The 17,806-nt window shown below is 54.1% G+C and carries 18 protein-coding genes; 14 read left to right on the top strand and 4 right to left on the bottom strand.

Annotated features, from left to right (window positions below; all coding sequences use genetic code 11):
* Positions 1-26: 26 nt before the first annotated feature.
* Positions 27-176, bottom strand: coding sequence for a hypothetical protein (locus H6F94_RS19215; RefSeq protein ID WP_190803829.1), 150 nt, complete (start codon positions 174-176; stop codon positions 27-29).
* A gap of 126 nt (positions 177-302) precedes the next feature.
* Between H6F94_RS19215 and H6F94_RS19220 the strand changes: the two genes are divergently transcribed.
* On the top strand, positions 303-506 hold the full coding sequence (locus tag H6F94_RS19220) for a hypothetical protein (protein ID WP_190803830.1): 204 nt from the start codon (positions 303-305) through the stop codon (positions 504-506).
* A gap of 5 nt (positions 507-511) precedes the next feature.
* The gene (locus H6F94_RS19225) at positions 512-1,339 is read left to right on the top strand and encodes a hypothetical protein (protein WP_190803831.1); all 828 of its coding nucleotides are present in this window, start codon (positions 512-514) and stop codon (positions 1,337-1,339) included.
* Positions 1,340-1,531: 192 nt separating this feature from the next.
* On the opposite strand, the gene H6F94_RS19230 is transcribed toward H6F94_RS19225, so the two are convergent.
* Positions 1,532-2,419 carry a CNNM domain-containing protein gene (locus H6F94_RS19230; RefSeq protein WP_199320508.1) on the bottom strand — a complete coding sequence of 296 codons (888 nt, stop codon included), beginning with the start codon at positions 2,417-2,419 and terminating at the stop codon, positions 1,532-1,534.
* 34 nt (positions 2,420-2,453) lie between these two features.
* Complete coding sequence (gene folK / locus H6F94_RS19235; RefSeq protein WP_199320548.1) at positions 2,454-2,963, bottom strand: 2-amino-4-hydroxy-6-hydroxymethyldihydropteridine diphosphokinase; 510 nt, start codon at positions 2,961-2,963, stop codon at positions 2,454-2,456.
* A gap of 97 nt (positions 2,964-3,060) precedes the next feature.
* On the opposite strand from folK, the gene btpA reads away from it, so the two are divergent.
* Together btpA and H6F94_RS19245 are read left to right on the top strand one after the other, a co-directional pair.
* Positions 3,061-3,912 (top strand): photosystem I biogenesis protein BtpA, encoded by an 852-nt coding sequence (btpA, locus tag H6F94_RS19240; protein WP_190803832.1) that lies wholly within the window; start codon positions 3,061-3,063, stop codon positions 3,910-3,912.
* Between the two features lie 197 nt (positions 3,913-4,109).
* Positions 4,110-5,033 (top strand): vitamin K epoxide reductase family protein, encoded by a 924-nt coding sequence (locus H6F94_RS19245; RefSeq protein WP_190803833.1) that lies wholly within the window; start codon positions 4,110-4,112, stop codon positions 5,031-5,033.
* A 117-nt stretch (positions 5,034-5,150) separates the two neighbouring features.
* Here H6F94_RS19245 and gatA read toward each other — a convergent pair whose 3' ends face one another.
* Positions 5,151-6,599 carry an Asp-tRNA(Asn)/Glu-tRNA(Gln) amidotransferase subunit GatA gene (gene gatA / locus H6F94_RS19250; RefSeq protein WP_190803834.1) on the bottom strand — a complete coding sequence of 483 codons (1,449 nt, stop codon included), beginning with the start codon at positions 6,597-6,599 and terminating at the stop codon, positions 5,151-5,153.
* Between the two features lie 555 nt (positions 6,600-7,154).
* Here gatA and H6F94_RS19255 point away from each other — a divergent pair.
* The 10 genes from H6F94_RS19255 to H6F94_RS19300 all read left to right on the top strand — a co-directional run bounded on the left by H6F94_RS19255 (position 7,155) and on the right by H6F94_RS19300 (position 17,783).
* Positions 7,155-8,792, top strand: a complete 1,638-nt coding sequence (locus H6F94_RS19255; protein ID WP_190803835.1) for a glycosyltransferase family 39 protein — start codon at positions 7,155-7,157, stop codon at positions 8,790-8,792.
* A 65-nt stretch (positions 8,793-8,857) separates the two neighbouring features.
* Positions 8,858-10,153, top strand: coding sequence for a threonine synthase (gene thrC / locus H6F94_RS19260; protein WP_190803836.1), 1,296 nt, complete (start codon positions 8,858-8,860; stop codon positions 10,151-10,153).
* Between the two features lie 124 nt (positions 10,154-10,277).
* Complete coding sequence (locus H6F94_RS19265) at positions 10,278-10,553, top strand: MoaD/ThiS family protein (protein WP_190803837.1); 276 nt, start codon at positions 10,278-10,280, stop codon at positions 10,551-10,553.
* A 1-nt stretch (position 10,554) separates the two neighbouring features.
* Positions 10,555-10,977 (top strand): peptide chain release factor 1, encoded by a 423-nt coding sequence (locus H6F94_RS19270; protein WP_190803838.1) that lies wholly within the window; start codon positions 10,555-10,557, stop codon positions 10,975-10,977.
* A 53-nt stretch (positions 10,978-11,030) separates the two neighbouring features.
* Positions 11,031-11,570, top strand: a complete 540-nt coding sequence (locus H6F94_RS19275) for a queuosine precursor transporter (RefSeq protein WP_190803839.1) — start codon at positions 11,031-11,033, stop codon at positions 11,568-11,570.
* 688 nt (positions 11,571-12,258) lie between these two features.
* On the top strand, positions 12,259-13,233 hold the full coding sequence (locus tag H6F94_RS19280) for a sulfonate ABC transporter substrate-binding protein (protein ID WP_313949330.1): 975 nt from the start codon (positions 12,259-12,261) through the stop codon (positions 13,231-13,233).
* A gap of 72 nt (positions 13,234-13,305) precedes the next feature.
* On the top strand, positions 13,306-14,472 hold the full coding sequence (gene ssuD / locus H6F94_RS19285; RefSeq protein WP_190803840.1) for an FMNH2-dependent alkanesulfonate monooxygenase: 1,167 nt from the start codon (positions 13,306-13,308) through the stop codon (positions 14,470-14,472).
* Positions 14,469-15,269, top strand: a complete 801-nt coding sequence (gene ssuC, locus H6F94_RS19290; RefSeq protein WP_190803841.1) for an aliphatic sulfonate ABC transporter permease SsuC — start codon at positions 14,469-14,471, stop codon at positions 15,267-15,269. The genes ssuD and ssuC overlap by 4 nt, the downstream gene beginning before the upstream one ends.
* Positions 15,270-15,384: 115 nt before the next feature.
* Positions 15,385-16,158 carry an ATP-binding cassette domain-containing protein gene (locus H6F94_RS19295; protein ID WP_190803842.1) on the top strand — a complete coding sequence of 258 codons (774 nt, stop codon included), beginning with the start codon at positions 15,385-15,387 and terminating at the stop codon, positions 16,156-16,158.
* Positions 16,159-16,337: 179 nt separating this feature from the next.
* Positions 16,338-17,783 carry an aminotransferase gene (locus H6F94_RS19300; RefSeq protein ID WP_190803843.1) on the top strand — a complete coding sequence of 482 codons (1,446 nt, stop codon included), beginning with the start codon at positions 16,338-16,340 and terminating at the stop codon, positions 17,781-17,783.
* The last annotated feature ends 23 nt before the right edge of the window (positions 17,784-17,806 follow it).

Raw genomic sequence — 17,806 nt, forward strand, 5'->3', positions numbered from 1 at the left:
CGTTCCTACTGACAATTCACCCTTTTCTAACAAAGCATTTGGCAAACCACCAGGATGTCTTTAAAGACCGGCCCAACCGCACTCGCAGCACCCCAATTGACCAACCAGCGCAGCACGTTTTGAAACTCAAGGCTGAATAGCCAACCATCATAGGCAGCCCCAATCTCAGCCACCACTCACACGGCATTAGCTCCTGCGCTGAACCTCTCCTGCGCAAGGACTGCATCAGGGCATGGAGACCATGCCCCTACCGGGTGGTTTGTGTTTGTGGGGGTGGGGTTTCTGTGCCCGGAGGCCCTGGGATGCTCCGCAAAATCCCCGAACTTCATCTCAGCTTGAAACTTCAGCCGCCAAGCTGGGGCACTTTGGCAATCAGCGTTATCCAGTCATCGGAGTCTGCTGCTCAACCGGAGCTGCTTGCCTCCCCAGTTGAGCGCCTTGCTCCCCGACCGGAGATAACGCTGCCCCAAATTGAGCCCCTATCTCCCCTCTATTTCCCCCAGTGAAATCAGTGGAGATAGACCACCCCCAAGTTGAGCGCTTTGCTCCCCAACTGGAGATTGTTTCTTCCCAGGTTGAGCGCCTAACTCCCCAGCCCGCGATACCCCGTAAACCCATAATCAACAGGGATAGCTCAATGAAAACTACCGGCCTCAACCGCTCCGAAGAAGCACTCCTAGAAGAAGCCAAAACCAAGCTAGACATCGCCCGCGAACGCATCAGCGACCTTGCCTACATGGGCATCACCGAGCAGTGGCTCGACCAATTCCAGGCCAGCATCACCGCCTACGAAGCCCAGCCCAACCCCGCAACCATGCTCAGGCACCAGAAAGCCTTCACAGCGCTCAAAGACACCCTTCTTCAACAAGCCGCTGACTGGGGCGACACCCTGCGCGACCGCTGCCATCTCGCCTTCAGCAGCAGCCCCCACGATCCCTTTCCTCACAGCGGCTTCCGCGCCGCTCGGCACAACGAGTCCAAAATGCTGATGGTCCTGCCCGCGCTGATTGACCTGGCCAGCGACCATGCCAGCACCCTGATCCGCTTCGGCCAACCCAGCGATTACGCCGCCAAAGGTCAGGCCCTACGCGACCGCCTCGATAGCCTCAACCGCGAACAAGAAAAAGCCAAACTCAAGCGCAAGAACACAACCGCCAATCGCCGCCAAGCGATCCAAGACGTCCACGCCAACCTGCGCTACCTCAACCGCGCTGGCCTCGCCACCTACCGCAAACAGCCAAACGAGCGCGCCCTCTTCCGTAGCCTCGCCTCCCGCACCAGCCCCAACGCCGTCAGCCCAGCCAGCACCGACAACAACAGCCAAGCCGCCTCGGCCTGAACGCGCTCAAGCTCAAGGGCGGGGGAAACCCGCCCCTACCGGGTGGGCGAAGGATTAAGGGCGGGGAGAACCCGCCCCTACCGGGTGGGCGAAGGGAGAGAACTTTTCTGCCTCAGACCCTTCACATGTCTCCCCCTTCTCTCGCAGGCCTCCCTCTTCCCTATGTAGGCAAAAGGGCCAGAGGGTTAGGTCCTAGCCCACCAGCTCAACTTCTGGCATCGCCAAGGGCCGAGTCACCTGACGCAGCAACACTGCATCCAGGCGATTATCCGCCACCCGCGCGGCCTCCAACTCCAATTCCCCCCACACCAGCCGCTCGCCCTGCTGTGGCACACGACCCAACTCGTGAATCATGAAGCCTGCTAGCGTGCGGTAGGCCGGGTTCGAGGGCAGCGTCAGCCCCAAAGTTTCATTCAACATCGTCAGCTCTAGCACCCCCGAAACCATGACCGAATGCGGATCGGCCTGAAGCACGGGAGCCTGAGCGGGCGTCAATTCTGGCAGCGCATTCTGCCGCCGCTTCAGCCAGCCGGTGAGCAGACTCACGGTGCCATCCAGGACGACCAGCAACGGCCAGAACAGATAGGCGCAAATCTGGAGCGGACGGATCAGCAGCAGGGCTGTGCGCTCAGGCGCATTGGCTGCCAACACCTTCGGCACCAACTCCCCCAGCGAAATCTCAACATAAGTTACCAGCAAAAAAGCCAGCGCTACGGCAATCGTATGCGTGCTCACCATTGACCCCACCGGACCTAACGGCAGATGCGAGGTCCAGGGCTCAATCCAATGCACGGTTGCATCCTCCCCCAGCCAGCCCAACAACAAACTGCCCGCGGTCGTGCCCGTCTGCGTGACTGACAGATAGCGCTCCAAATGATTCTGAGCGTATTGAACCCGTTGTGCTGCCTCATTGGCCTGACCCTGGTTCTCAGCCAGACGAGCAATTTGCTGCCGCGATGCCGAAACCAGTGCCAGCTCCGCTGCCACAAAAAAAGCAATCACCAGCGTCAGCAGAAACAGCCCTGCCAGCCGCAGCAGTGTCTCTGCGACTTCAATCTCTAGTGCTTGCAGACTACTCAACCTTACTTTCCCCGTGCCCAGTGCTACTTCAATCTCAACACACCGGCGCTCTGCGGCTAACCCCTAAACGGTCAATCTGGGTTGCTAATTGCGCCACAGTCTGCTTCAAGACCGGGTGAACCCAATCCGGCGCGATATCGGCCAGAGGCACCAGCACAAAACCCCGCTGATGCATACGCGGATGGGGCACGGTTAGCTCCGGCGTCTCCAGCACCAGCGAGCCATACAGCAACAAGTCCAAATCCAAAGTGCGGGGTCCGTTGCGCTCCAGCCGTACCCGTCCGGCCTGCTGCTCTATAGCCAGCAGCGTTTGCAACAGGGGCAGCGGCTCTAGAGTCGTATCTAGCAACGCACAGCAATTGAGATAGTCAGGTTGGGGCGGCCCAACCGGTACGGTTTCATAAACATCAGAAACCCGCAGCAGCGATAACCCCGGAGTCAATTCCAGAGCGCGCAATGCCTGCTTGAGGATTGCAGCAGAATCGCCCAAGTTACCGCCCAGAGCGAGGGCAAACGGCGTGTTCAGGGTAAGGTCGTAGGCCAGTGAGAGCTATACTGTAGCCTAGGTTCACGACCTAGAACATTCTGGATGTCTCTCCTGTTTCAGGGGGAGCAGCCAGACGCAATGCCCAGTAAAGCGAGTGGATTTAGCGCAAATTTTCAGAACACCTAACCCGGTGATTGGGGTCGTCCATTTGTCCCCTCTGCCCACATCACCTCGTTGGGGCGGTAGCCTACAGGCGGTCATTAATCGAGCCGAACAAGAAGCCACTGCCCTAGCAGCAGGCGGCGTCAACGGCATCATTGTTGAAAACTTCTTTGACGCCCCCTTTCCCAAGGACCAGGTTGATCCGGCAGTGGTCAGCGCCATGAGCCTAGTTATCCAGCGGCTCAAGCATCTGATCACGCTGCCGCTAGGCGTGAATGTCTTGCGCAACGATGCCCACAGTGCCTTGGCAATTGCTGCCTGTGTGGGCGCAGAGTTCATTCGGGTCAATGTGCTCACCGGCGTCATGGCCACCGACCAGGGCTTGATCGAAGGGCAGGCGCACCAGTTGCATCGCTACCGCCGCGAGCTGGGAGCCGATGTCAAGATTTTTGCCGATGTCTTAGTGAAGCACGCCCGTCCCCTAGGCACTCCCAACCTCACCACCGCAGTTCAAGAAACGATCGAGCGCGGTCTGGCTGATGCCGTAATTTTGTCGGGCTGGGCCACCGGTAGCCCGCCAAGCCTTGAAGACCTGGAACTGGCCAGTGCCGCCGCTGGCTCAACGCCAGTATTCATCGGTTCTGGAGCCGACTGGGAGAACATCGGTAGTCTAATTCGGGCCGCTGATGGCGTAATTGTCTCCAGCGCTCTCAAGCGCCACGGTCAAATTCAGCAAACCATTGACCCAACGCGGGTTAGCCGCTTTGTCGAGGCGATGCGCCGAGGGCTGCAAGCCCGGACTCAAACTCAGGGCACAAGCCAGTCAATGAAGGTGCGCTACTGATCGCTCAAAATCAAGTTAAAAACCTTGAAACCCTTGTCTCGATTGGGATTGTGCTTCTGAATTTCGAGTAAATCCGAGGTGTAATGGGCTTGGCCTCAGTTACAGTTGGGGTGATGCAGCGCGACCTCTGTAGGGCACGCTGATTGCACTGGATCGAAGTTATCTAGGAAACTCTCACCACAGACTTTCATCGCACAATGGGTCGTCGAAGCCGTCAAACCCCCTGGATTCACCGCTGGTCCCGTCCGATCATTGCGGTTATTGCTGCCTGTGGCGCACTGCTCACTGCCTACTTAACGATCACGCACTTCACCGGAACGCAAGTTGCCCTCTGCACCGAGAAGGGAAGCGGCTGCGACGTAGTGCTCAGCAGCCCCTACGCTCGCTTGTTTGGTATCCCCCTGACAATCTTTGGCTGCCTGGGATACCTGGGCTTGGGTGCGCTGGCAGTTGCGCCCCTACTCGTGAAGCCCGAGCAGAACAAAGACCTACACCAAAAGCTCGAAGACATCACCTGGCCGCTCCTGCTGGCCGGGGCCACAGCCACTGTGATCTTCAGTGCCTACTTGATGACCTTGCTGGTCTTTGTCTTCAAGACCCCCTGCCTCTACTGCATCAGCTCCGCCCTCTTCATGACCAGCATCTTCTTGCTGACTATCTTTGGGCGCTACTGGCAAGACGTCGGCCAGGTCTTATTCACCAGTTCCTTGGTCGGTGTGGTGGCGCTGATGGGCGTGTTTGGCTTTCATGCTGCCGCTAGCCAGGGCAGTATGGTTGCCAGTGGCAGCACATACCCGGCGCAGTTAGCGCAACATCTCACGCAGACGGGTGCCAAGATGTACGGTGCTTACTGGTGTCCCCACTGTCTGGAGCAGAAAGCTCTGTTTGGCGAAGCCGCTAAGCAGCTGGACTACGTAGAGTGTGACCCGAACGGTGAAAACCCTCGGCCCCAGCTTTGTCAGGCCAAGAACATCCAGGGCTATCCCACATGGGAAATCAAAGGTCAGATGATCGAAGGTTCTCAACCTCTAGATAAACTCGCCGACCTCTCCAACTACTCTGGTCCCCGCACTGGATCTCAGACCGCGACACCAGCCGCAGTGCCAGTGCCAACCCCTTAGTCTTGAGCGCTATTTCAACGATCAATCCCAAATCATCAACCCCCCTGAGCGCGTGGCTTAGGGGGGTTGATGATTTGGACTAGTTTTTAGAAAACCAGTTCTAGACCAGCAATATACCTACAGCTTCGGCGAGCGGGTGTGCCACTCAGTTGCTTGCTCATAAGCGTAGGCCGTCTGGAGCAACACGTCTTCGCGCAACACGCCAGAAATCAGTTGCAAGCCAATCGGCAACCCTCTGGAATCAAAACCGCAAGGCAAGCTCAAACCCGGTAGACCCGCTAAGTTCACCGGAATCGTCATCAGGTCCGACAGATACATGCTCAGCGGATCAGCAGTCTTTTCGCCTGCTTGGAAGGCAGTGGTCGGACAAGTTGGGGAAACCAGCACCTCTACTTGCTCGAAGGCGGCTTCGAAGTCCTGTTTGATCAGCGTGCGTACCTTCTGCGCCTTGAGGTAATAGGCATCGTAGTAGCCTGCCGATAGGGCATAGGTGCCGATCATGATGCGGCGCTTCACCTCCGCACCAAAACCCTGATCGCGAGTCCGGGCATACATGTTGAGCAGATTATCGGCCTCTTCATTACGGAAGCCATACCTGACGCCGTCGTAGCGAGCCAAGTTCGCAGAAGCCTCTGAGGGCGCAATGATGTAGTAGGTCGGCAGGCCGTAGCGGAAGCTGGGACAAGAGATTTCTTGGACCTCGGCCCCCAGTTCTTCAAAGGTTTTGATCGCAGCTCGCACTGCTGCTTCTACTTCCGCCTCCAAACCTTCCCCAAAGGTTTCACGAATCACCCCAATCTTGCGACCTTTGAGGTCAGGGGTGAGGCCAGCAGTGTAATTGGGAATCGGCACGTTCAGGCTAGTGGAGTCTTGCGGATCATGACCGGCAATCGCCTGCAAGAGAATCGCTGCATCCTCAACCGTGCGGGCAAAGGGGCCGATCTGATCTAGAGAAGAGGCAAAGGCAACCAGACCAAATCGAGAAACCAGACCATAGGTCGGCTTCATGCCCACCACGCCGCAAAAGGCCGCAGGCTGACGAATCGAACCGCCAGTATCTGAGCCCAAAGACACCACGCATTCTTCTGCAGCGACTGCCGCCGCAGACCCACCAGACGAACCTCCCGGCACACGGGAGAGATCCCAGGGATTCGCTGTGAGCTGGAAGGCTGAGTTCTCGGTGGAGCTGCCCATCGCAAACTCATCCAGGTTGGTTTTGCCAACCATCACGGCACCAGCCTCGTCCAACTTGCGCGTCACTGTGGACTCATAGGGCGCAACGAAAGACTTGAGGATCTGGGAGCCACAAGTGGTTGGCGTCCCTACCATGCACAGGTTGTCTTTGATGCCAATTGGAATGCCAGCCAGTGGGCTAATCTCTTCACCCCGTGCGATCTGCTCATCGACTCGTTTGGCTTGGGCTAAAGCCCGGTCGGCCATGATATGCAGAAAGCTCTTGAGTCGGGGTTCTAGCTGCTCAATCCGCTGCAACGCTTCCTGCGCCAGTTCGATCGCCGAGCGTTCCTTGTGGATGAGCTGGGTGTGCAGATCTCGGATGGAGGGCATGGATACCGCGTTGAAATGATGACAGACTAGGCATCCAGCATACACTCTAGGCCCCTGCTCTATTACTCAAGCAGGCCGCTGTTACCAATCCAAAACATAAGCAAATTAAGTTTGAGGCTTAGCCTGAGCTAGAAAACAGCCACACTCACTTACTCGCTCAACTTGCCGCACTCAACATAAGGTCAAAGCAAAAAGCTCAAAGCAAGAAGCTCAAAGCAAGTTCAGCCTGAGCATTGCTTTGTCATCGATTCTGAAGACTCAGGATCTAAGACCAGACATTTGATTGGCAGGACTCCTGTAGTGTGTTTCTTGAGCAACGCGCCTGCCTTTAGATGTCTATAGATACCGCAGATATCGCGCAGATATCGCTATAGATACCGCAGCTACGGCATAAATCCAATTGGTTAGAGCTAACAAGCTTGAAGCTAGCAACCTTGGGCGACGTAGAGCCTATTCGTGTAATCAGTAGGCAAAGAGCACTGCAAGGCTACAGCGGAACCGCGGCTGCATCAGGTTAGGTGTATTGCAACTGCCACGCGAGAGGAGAACAGGGCTGTGACGACTTCGTCGAGATCATTTCAGAAATTCAGCCTAATACCGGATCGCCTTCTCGTTGGGCTCCTGGTAATCACGCTTGCGCTGGGCGTGGGCTTTCGCCTCTTCGAACTAGACCGGAAAGTTTACTGGCACGATGAGGTCTACACCACCATGCGGGCCGCTGGTTGGACACGAGGTGAAATCGATCAGGAGCTATTTCAGAACCGTCAATTCACGGTTGGCCAGTTGCAGAAGTTTCAGCAGCCAAAACCAGGCAGCACGGTTGCAGATACAGTTCAGTCGCTGGCAGTTGAGGATCCGCAGCATCCACCCTTCTACTTTTTAATGTCCCGTGTCTGGATGCAGCTGTTTGGCAGTTCCCTCACCGCCTCTCGTAGTTTACCTGCCCTGCTGAGTTTGCTGAGCTTGCCCCTGATTGCAGTTCTGGCCTGGGAACTGTTTAATTCACACTTGGCAGCCTTACTGGCAGCGGCCTTGCTGGCTCTATCCCCCTTCGATGTGTTGTTCGCACAAACAGCACGGCAATATGGTTTGCTCACGACAACGGTGATTGCTAGCAGTTGGTTGCTGTTGCGGGCGCTGCGGTTGCAAACCTGGAGCAGTTGGGGGCTGTACACGCTGGCCTGCACCCTGGGCTTCTATACCCATCCTTTTTTTGGACTCACCTTGGCGGGGCAAGTGGCCTACGTCCTGCTGATGCTCTGGGGCAATCTCAAGCGGTGGCAACAGGTCACTCTCAGGCCCCTTCTGGCTGTAGGCGCAGCCTTGTTGCTCTACGCTCCCTGGTTGGTCGTGCTGATCGGCAACCGTCAGCGCATGATGGCAACCACTGACTGGGCCAGAATCACGGTTGATGTTTTGTACCTGGTGAAGCTGTGGATCCTGAGCTTTACGGCTCTATTTCTCGATCTAGATTTTGGCTTCACCAACGTTTGGACTTACTATCTGCGTCTACCCATCGTTGCCGTTATTGCAGTGGCGCTGTATGCGGTTTGTCGTCAGACCAAACGGAGCACCTGGCTGTTCATTCTGACCTCGATTGTGGTGCCCTTCGCCCTGTTGGTCCTGCCGGATTTACTGATGGGTGGCAAGCGCTCGGCGGTGAGTCGCTATCTGCTCTCCTGCTTTCCAGGGGTGCAGTTGGCAGTTGCTTATCTGTTGTCTACCAAACTCCTCTCAGCCAAGCTCTTTTCAACCAAACCTGGGGGCGAGCAGTGGCTCTGGCGCGGCGTCCTGGCGCTACTGCTGAGTGCTAGCGTTGCCTCCTGCACGGTCAGTGCCTTAGCTGATACCTGGTGGAGCAAGGATCTCAGTTACTCCAATGCCGAAGTTGCTCGCATCCTTAACGCCAGACCCAATCCCCTGATCGTTAGTGACATTGGCGATGACTTCACGACGACCGGTGACTTGATTTCCCTTAGCTACCGGTTGCGGCCTGAGTTGCGGCTCCTACTGCTCAGCCGGTCTCCCGACTTCAGCCTAGTTAAGGGCGAAACCGATGTGATTGTCTTTCGGCCTTCTGACGTTGTTCGGAAGGCTGTACAGCAACAGGGCTGGACGCTGAAGCTGATTTACAGTCCAGGCCGTTTGTGGCAACTGGAGCTAAATCCGACAAAAAATGTCGGGTTTGTTTGACGGGTTTTGAAGCTCATGTTATCGTTCCAAAAGTTTAGAAGCGCCCGTTTTAGGAACTCAACGTCATGGCCCACACGCTTTCAACCTCTACCACTGCCACATTCAGCGCCTTGAAATGTAAGGAGTGCGGTGCGGAGTACGAACTGAAGGCAATGCATGTGTGCGAGTTCTGCTTCGGGCCTTTGGAAGTGGCTTATGACTATGAAGCGCTGCGGCGCCAGGTGACGCGTGAGAGCATCCAGGCCGGTCCGCATTCGATCTGGCGCTATCGGGCTTTCCTGCCTGTAGAGTCAGACAACCTAATTGATGTCGGCACAGGCATGACCCCCCTGGTGAAGTCCAACCGTCTAGCCCGCCGCTTAGGTCTGTCGAACCTCTATATCAAAAACGACGCCGTCAACATGCCCACCCTCAGCTTCAAAGATCGGGTGGTGTCGGTGGCGCTGACCCGAGCACGGGAATTGGGCTTCACGACAGTTTCTTGTGCCAGCACTGGCAACCTGGCGAACTCGACCGCAGCGCTTGCCGCTCATGCTGGTCTTGACTGTTGCGTTTTCATTCCTTCTGACTTGGAAGCCGGTAAGGTGCTGGGCACCCTGATTTACAGCCCGACCGTAATGGCTGTTCATGGCAACTACGACCAGGTGAACCGGCTGTGCTCGGAAGTGGCAAACACCCACAAATGGGGCTTCGTCAACATTAATCTGCGCCCCTACTACTCTGAGGGTTCCAAAACGTTGGGCTTCGAGGTTGCTGAACAACTGGGCTGGGAACTACCCGACCACATTGTGGCTCCTCTGGCTTCTGGCTCTCTGTTCACCAAGATCTACAAAGGCTTCCAAGAATTCATTAAGGTTGGCCTGGTTCCAGAAAAGGCGGTGCGTTTCAGCGGCGCTCAGGCTGAAGGTTGCTCGCCAATTGCTCAGGCCTACCGCGAAAACCGCGATTTCATCACCCCGGTTAAGCCCAACACGGTCGCTAAATCGATTGCGATTGGCAACCCGGCAGATGGTGTCTACGCCATGGACATCGCTCGCAAGACCAACGGCAATATTGAATCGGTAACTGACGCTGAGATCATCGCGGGTATCCAGCTGCTAGCCGAAACCGAAGGTATCTTCACTGAAACCGCAGGCGGCACCACGGTTGCTGTGCTCAAGAAATTGGTGGAAGCGGGCAAAATTAACCCTGACGAAAAAACCGTGGTTTACATCACTGGCAACGGCCTCAAGACCCAAGAAGCAGTTCAGGGCTATGTCGGTGAGCCTCTAACAATTGAGCCCAAGCTTGATAGCTTTGAGCGGGCACTAGAGCGCTCCCGCACCCTAGAGCGTTTGGAGTGGCAACAGGTTCTGGTTTAGTCCAGCGCTTAACCCCTATCCTCTAACCCCTCCATCTAGCCTCTGAGTCCAGGAAGCTGATCCAGGAAATAGACCTAACAAGTAGACCTCGACCGATACTCGACCAATAGATTAAGAGACAGAAATGGCCGTTACCGTTCTAATTCCCACCCCCCTGCAAAAACTCACCCGTGATCAAGCCACCGTGCAGTGCAATGGCAGCACGGTTGCCGAACTCCTAGAATCCTTAGAGCAGAATTGTCCTGGCATCAAAGCACGCCTTTGCGATGAGCAGGGACAACTGCGTCGCTTCGTCAACTTCTACGTCAACAGCGAGGACATCCGCTTCCTAGAGGGCCCAGCGACCAGCCTGAAGGACGGCGATGAAGTTAGCATTATCCCAGCCATAGCAGGAGGCTAACGTGGGCTCTTGGCAACGCCTTCGGTATCTGCCTTGGAAGGAGTTAGGGCTCTGCTCTGCTCTAACCCTGCTGTGTGTGCTGGTACTCGAAGGCGCTTTGCGTCTCGCGTTTCAAACGTTTCCACTGGTGCGCTGGCTGCTCATTCAAGCGTTTTCTGCACCAATCGTGGCTATGTGTCTGGGCTTCGCTGCCTATCTAGGTTTAGGCGCGCTGGCCGTATATCTGCTTGAACGAGTCTGGCCTCAACTGGTGCTGAGCACAGGTAGCTTGTGGGCCCTAATCCTGTGTTTATTGGTGGCCCTGTTGCTCAGAGCTTTCATTCCCGTGCCTGCTTTTCTAATCGGTGGTGTAGACCAAATTAGTATGGCTGCAGTCGTGGTTGGTGTGTTTTGGAAAGGGCGGCCTTACTGGCAGCGCTACTAAAAATCTGCGATTCTAGGGGCTATTGGTTTGTACTATTGCACTAGGATGCAGGCATGCCTCCGATGTTTCTTCATCAACGGCGTTACCTTAACGCTACCATTTACATAGTTGCAGTTCTAGCTGCCAATTACACGGCAACCTGGTTCATACCTCTGCCAATTTTCGGGCAGGTTGCTGTTGGGACTTTTATCTTTGGCGTTACCTTTACCCAACGTGATCGAATGCACATGTCTGGTAGACGATTCGTCTATCAGGTGATTGCATTGACAGCGTTGCTTTGCTTACTGGAATCGCTGCTGCTCAAGGTGCCGTCCCGAATTATTTTTGCCTCCCTAACTGGGATTGTGCTGAGCGAAATCGCCGATACTGAAGTGTACCAACGGTTGCTCAAACGCTCCTGGGTGCTGAGGGTGGCAGGCTCTAATGCTGTGTCAATTCCTATCGACACTTTGCTGTTTAATGTCCTCGCCTTTGCGGGTGTTTTTCCGCTCGCCCAGTTAATCGGCATCATGTGGGGCGAATTACTAGTCAAAGCCATCTCTAGCACAGTTGCTACTGCGTGGAGAGTTCGAGAGTTCTCTCAAGTCCAGTAGTTTTTTCTGATCTGAATTCGCTTTAAGTTTCTGCTTAAACTCTCCGCCGGAGCCTCTGCTGCACCCCTGTGTGTAAGCAATGGCACGGAGTTTTTTTGTATTTTCTACTACTTACGGTCTTCCTCTATGGCTGGCTCACCCCCCGAAGAATCTGACACGGATGGGCTTGTTTTTCTAATCTATCCGTGACATACTCCTGCTTATCTCTAAAAATAGCGGTATCTCGCCCAATTTACCGTAGATTTCAAGAAGTGTTGAGTTAGCACCAAGGAGTAATGGGCAAGATGACTGCTCACTGCGGCTAGTGAGGTTAACAATGCCATGGAGCGCGAGTTCAGGTTCGAGTCATGAGTGAAGAGTGCTATGTGACCCTGCCTGAATCTTGGTTTCCCACGCTTAAAGCCTCCTGAGATCAAGCGTTAATAGCTTGGTGCAGAGTGCAGCTGCTCTTAGCGACTCCGAGTTGGTTCGCTGGTCATAACCGAGCTTGCCTTTGGAGCTAGCTCGTGTAATACTCCTGTCTGATTTGATAAACACCGGTAAGTCGAGCAAAATTAAGCTGATTGCCGAAGGCTCAGCAGGTTTGTGAAATTTGAAGGAGACGATTTTGTTAGTCCAGTCAAAACAAGGTAGCCCAGAACCCTTTCTGAAGCGACTGTTCAGAGCTTTCCAACAGCGCTCTATTAAAGTGTTTTCTCTGCTTTTCGCAGTGGGCTTGGGTTTGAGCCTGGCAATCTCTGCCTGTACACCGAGTAACTCTGCCAGCAGCAGTTCTGCCCCTGCAGCTACGCCGGCGAAGAGTGTGGTTCGGGTTGGCTATCAGAAATATGGCACGGTCAATATTCTCAAAGCCCAAGGGGGTTTGGAAAAGCGATTAGAGTCCTTGGGAGTTTCTGTTGAGTGGACAGAGTTTCCAGGTGGACCGCAATTGCTAGAAGCTCTGAATGTGGGCAGCATTGACTTTGGCCATACAGGCGAAGCACCGCCCATTTTCGCGCAAGCTGCAGGGGCCCCCTTGGTCTATGTTGCGAATGAGCCGGCTAGTCCCGCTAGTGAAGCAATTTTGGTCGCCAAAGATTCTCCTATCAAGAGCGTAGCTGATCTCAAGGGCAAAAAAGTAGCTCTTAATAAGGGCTCCAACGTGCATTACTTGTTAGTTCAAGCTCTTGCTGCCGCAGGTTTAAAGTACAACGAAATTCAACCTGTTTATTTACCTCCATCGGATGGTCGGGTAGCTTTTCAGCAAGGCAAAGTTGATGCTTGGGTGATTTGGGATCCCTTCTTTGGCGCAGCGCAGAAAGCAACAGAAGCGCGTATTTTGGCTGATGGTAAAGATTTAGTTGCCAATCGAGAGTTTTACCTGGCTGAACGCAAATTTGCTGACCAGCATGCCGACTTGATTCAGGCATTAATTGAAGAAATTCAGAAAATTGATGCCTGGGCTGCTGACAAGCCAACCGAAGTGGCTAAGTTGCTTTCACCCCAGTTGGGAATCGAAGTGCCAGTCCTGGAGCAAGTTGCCCGCCGCCGCAACTATGGAGCCCAACTGATTCAACCGGATGTGGTGGCCTATCAACAAAAGGTAGCTGATACCTTCTTTGAGCTAGGGCTGATTCCCAAAAAGCTGACGGTGCAAGAGGCGGTCTGGACGCCAAAAGCGTAACGAAAGCATAATTCGCTTCACATATCTCAGGTCAAACATTCCAGGACGAAGTCGGCAAGGAGAGCAGGGAACATGCAAGTCTTTTGGTTCATTCCAACCCACGGCGACGGTCGCTACCTAGGGACTGCCATTGGTGGACGAGCCACGACCTTTGACTACTTACGCCAAATAGCCCAAGCTGTGGATCACTTGGGCTATAGCGGTGCCTTGCTACCCACGGGTCGCTCTTGCGAGGATGCCTGGATTGTGGCAACTTCCCTGATGTCGTCCACTCAGCGCATGCGCTTTCTGGTCGCCATTCGCCCAGGCTTGGTTTCGCCTCTGGTTGCTGCTCGGATGGCAGCAAGCTTCGACCGCCTATCCAACGGTCGTCTGCTGATCAACGTGGTCACGGGTGGTGATCCAGTCGAACTCGCCGGTGACGGTTTACATCTAAGCCATCACGATCGCTACGAATTGACTGACGAATTCTTGAGTGTCTGGCGTCAGGCTGTCAGCGGCGAAGACGTTGATTTCGAGGGCAAATATTTGCAAATTAAGGGCGGGAAGTTAATGTTTCCGCCCGTGCAAACCCCCTACCCGCCACTGTGGTTTGGCGGTTCATCAACCATTGCCCAACAGATTGCCGCTAAGCACATTGACGTTTATCTCACCTGGGGTGAACCGCCGCAGCAAGTGGCCGAGAAAATCGCGCAGGTCCGCAAGCTTGCAGATGAACAAGGCCGCACTGTCCGCTTTGGCATTCGGTTGCATGTGATTGTGCGTGAAACCGAGCAGGAAGCCTGGGATGCAGCCGATCGGTTGCTGCGCTACGTGAGCGATGACACAATCGCTGCTGCCCAAAAAGTGTACGCCCGCCTAGACTCCGAGGGCCAGCGTCGCATGACTCAGTTGCACGGTGGCAACCGCGAGTCGCTAGAAATTAGCCCGAATCTCTGGGCAGGAATTGGCTTAGTGCGCGGCGGTGCTGGAACTGCCTTGGTGGGCGATCCTGAAACCGTGGCAGCCCGCATGCTCGAATATACAGAACTGGGAATTGAAACCTTTATCCTCTCTGGCTATCCCCACTTAGAAGAAGCCTATCGAGTGGCGGAATTGCTTTTTCCCCTTCTGCCACTCGAAAATCTGCCGACTACAACGGCTACTCCCATGCTGAGCCCCTTCGGCGAAATTGTAGCCAATCAAAGTTTCCCACAGCAGGACAAGCTAGAGCAATTGGCCGCTCGAGGAGCGTCATGAGGCACAAGCAAAGGCTAGTCAGCCCCTCAGTAAAGCGCCAACTGGATCAGCTCATTCCCTGGGCAGTGCCAATTTTGTTGTTGCTCCTTTGGCAAGTCTTAGTGCAAGTGGGCTGGCTCTCCACTAGAGTTTTACCGGCCCCAACAGCAGTGGTGCGTGCTGGGATTAGCTTAACCCTTTCTGGCGAATTGCTACGGCATATCGAAATCAGTGCTTGGCGAGCCATTGTAGGCTTTTTAATTGGCGGCGGGATTGGCTTTGTCTTGGGGTTACTCAATGGCACCTTACGGATTGCAGAAGAGTTTCTAGACACGTCAGTTCAGATGTTGAGAAACATCCCGCACTTAGCCTTGATCCCTCTGGTGATTCTGTGGTTTGGGATCGGTGAGGAGGCCAAGATATTTCTAGTGGCGCTGGGGGTTTTATTCCCTATCTATCTCAATACCTTCCACGGTATCCGCACGGTTGATTCCGGTCTGATTGAGATGGGTAAAATCTATGGCCTGAGCAGTTGGTCTTTGTTCTGGCAGATTATTTTGCCAGGTGCAATGCCATCGATCTTAGTGGGTGTGCGCTATGCGTTGGGGGTTATGTGGCTGACGCTGATTGTGGCTGAAACTATAGCGGGTGGCTCAGGTATCGGTTATATGGCAATGAACGCACGCGAATTCATGCAAACTGATGTCGTCGTTCTCAGCATTTTGCTCTATGCCGTTCTGGGCAAACTTGCCGACACCGGCGCCAAACTTTTAGAGGCCCGTTGGTTACAGTGGCACCCTAACTATCAGCAGGCTTAGTGCCAGTCCATCGCCAGCCCATTGCCAGTTCATTAAGCACTAGCGAACCTAGATTTAGTGACCGGCTTAGAGGAAAAGTAAAGATACTTAAATAAATTTTGGGGAGACATTCCGCGTGGATTCAACTGCTTTTGGTACCCACCTCAGCCTCCGAAATCTCAGCAAAACATATAGCAGCCTACCTGTTTTAAAAGCCATTGATTTGGAGGTTAAACCCGGCGAGTTTGTCGCCATTGTTGGACGGAGCGGCTGCGGCAAAAGCACATTGCTTCGTCTGATTGCTGGGCTAGAAACAGCGAGTGACGGCGAGGTATTTCTCGATGGCGAGATCCTAAAAGGACTGAACACAACTACAGCTGTGCGCGTCATGTTCCAGGATGCGCGTTTGCTGCCTTGGAAGCAAGTAATTGAGAACGTGCAGCTAGGACTACCGGGTGGACGCAGAAAGAGTGCTGAATATGCACTGCAACAAGTCGGTCTTTTAGATAGGGCTGGCGAGTGGCCTGCTATTCTCTCGGGTGGTCAACGCCAGCGGGTTGCTCTAGCCCGTGCCCTGGCCAGTCAACCGCGCTTGCTGCTATTAGATGAACCTTTAGGAGCCCTAGACGCACTGACCCGGATCGAAATGCAACGGTTAATTGAATCGCTGTGGCAAGAACAGCAGTTTACGACGTTACTGATTACCCATGACGTGGAAGAGGCCGTTGCCCTGGCAGATCGAGTGATTCTGATTGAAGCCGGTCGAATCGCTATGGATCTGCCCGTTTCCTTGCCACGCCCTCGACGGCGAGGCAATGCGACGTTTGCCGCCCTGGTTGAGCAAGTTCTTGATCGGGTTGTAGGCCGCCGAGAGGGAGTAGCTGACTTAGTACATGCTGCTGAGAAATAGGGGGGCTTATCTTACAAGAGTCAGCCTTGGCGCTGCTGGGTTAAGCCAAAGTTCAACCAAAACTTTAATTGAGGCTTCAATCAAGACTTCGACTTAAGGAGGCGTTGTCGTAACTTCAGATACCTTCTAGTTGAATCGAAGGCAGATACGATGACGCGAAAGAATAAGGAGCTGAGTTTATGGAGGAAGTGACCTCCGAGCTTGATCTAATCAAAAGTGGTTTGGTCCCGAGTAATTTAGCTCAGGATTACTCGGACCAGGTAGATTTAGCCCAGATGGATCTAGAGAGTCTGTGGCATCCACTGGTACAGCATCAAGCCCTCGCCGGTAAACCCCCCAAATGTATGACCAAGGGGGTTGGCTGCTATGTTACCGATGAACAAGGGAAGGAATATTTAGACGGTATCTCTAGTTTATGGTGCGTCAATATTGGCTACGGGCGTCAGGAACTGGCGGAGGTTGCCTACCAGCAAACCCTGGAATTAGCCTACTTTCCCTTGACCATGAGCCATCCGCCTGCCATTCGCCTGGCTCACAAACTACTGGAACTTTTAGGCTTTGAGGGAAAGGTTTTTTTCTCCAATAGTGGCTCTGAAGCTAACGAAGTCGCCTTTAAAATCGCCCGTCAATATCACGCTCAGGCCAGCCCTACAAGCACAGGTCCTCGCTACAAAATCATCTCCCGCTACCGTGGCTACCACGGCAATACGATGGGAGCACTGAGTGCCACAGCAGTGGCTGAGCGCAAACTAAGTTATGAACCTTTAGCACCTGGCTTTATTCATATTCAGCCGCCCTATTGCTACCGTTGTCCTTTTGGTAAAACCTACGGCGCTTGCAATATCGAGTGTGCCACTACGTTGGAGAGCACCATTCAATATGAAGGCGCGCAGAGCGTCGCTGCTGTGATTGTGGAGCCAATTGTTGCAGGGGGTGGCCTTATTGTGCCACCAGATGAATATTTACCCCTAGTTCGGGCCATTTGCGACCGCTACGGCGTTCTGTTGATCTTCGATGAGGTTGTCAACGGGTTTGGCCGCACTGGCAAAATGTTTGGGCATGAGCACTGGGGGGTGCAGCCGGATCTGATCACACTGGCCAAAGGCATTACTAGTGGCTATATGCCTTTATCAGCGACGGCTGTAAAACAACCCATCTTCGAAGCCTTCCTTGATCAACCAGGCAGCACCTCTCATTTTCGCCATGTGAATACCTATGGTGGTCATCCGGTTGCTACTGCGGTTGCTGAGCGCAACATCGAAATTTTGGTTGCAGAACAGTTAACTGCTCAAGCTGCGAAAACGGGCAATTACCTGCTCAATGAGCTTAAAACTTGTCTGGACCATCCCTGGATTGGAGATATTCGCGGTAAGGGACTGTTTATTGGTCTTGAACTAGTGTCAGACCGTCAGACCAAAGCTCCTTTGGCCGAAGGTCAAGTTGCGGCAGTGATTAGCCACTGTCTGACTAATGGTGTCATCGTAGGTCGCAATACGAATACGGTACCTGGCTTTTCTAACGTGTTGATTTTGGCACCACCCTTAATTCTGACGTTTGACCAGGCAGACCAACTGGTATCTGTTCTTAAGGGTGCTTTAGAGGCCACTTATAAGTCGAGCTCTTAAAGGATCCAGCTGACTTGGATCGA

Source organism: Leptolyngbya sp. FACHB-261 (assembly GCF_014696065.1).
Lineage (GTDB): Bacteria > Cyanobacteriota > Cyanobacteriia > FACHB-261 > FACHB-261 > FACHB-261.

Coding starts and splice junctions, on each gene's coding strand:
- H6F94_RS19220 (WP_190803830.1), top strand. CDS start 303: ATGCTCCGCAAAATCCCCGAACTTCATCTCAGCTTGAAACTTCAGCCG.
- H6F94_RS19245 (WP_190803833.1), top strand. CDS start 4,110: ATGGGTCGTCGAAGCCGTCAAACCCCCTGGATTCACCGCTGGTCCCGT.
- gatA (WP_190803834.1), bottom strand. CDS start 6,599: ATGCCCTCCATCCGAGATCTGCACACCCAGCTCATCCACAAGGAACGC.
- thrC (WP_190803836.1), top strand. CDS start 8,858: ATGGCCCACACGCTTTCAACCTCTACCACTGCCACATTCAGCGCCTTG.
- H6F94_RS19265 (WP_190803837.1), top strand. CDS start 10,278: ATGGCCGTTACCGTTCTAATTCCCACCCCCCTGCAAAAACTCACCCGT.
- H6F94_RS19275 (WP_190803839.1), top strand. CDS start 11,031: ATGCCTCCGATGTTTCTTCATCAACGGCGTTACCTTAACGCTACCATT.
- ssuD (WP_190803840.1), top strand. CDS start 13,306: ATGCAAGTCTTTTGGTTCATTCCAACCCACGGCGACGGTCGCTACCTA.
- ssuC (WP_190803841.1), top strand. CDS start 14,469: ATGAGGCACAAGCAAAGGCTAGTCAGCCCCTCAGTAAAGCGCCAACTG.
- H6F94_RS19300 (WP_190803843.1), top strand. CDS start 16,338: ATGGAGGAAGTGACCTCCGAGCTTGATCTAATCAAAAGTGGTTTGGTC.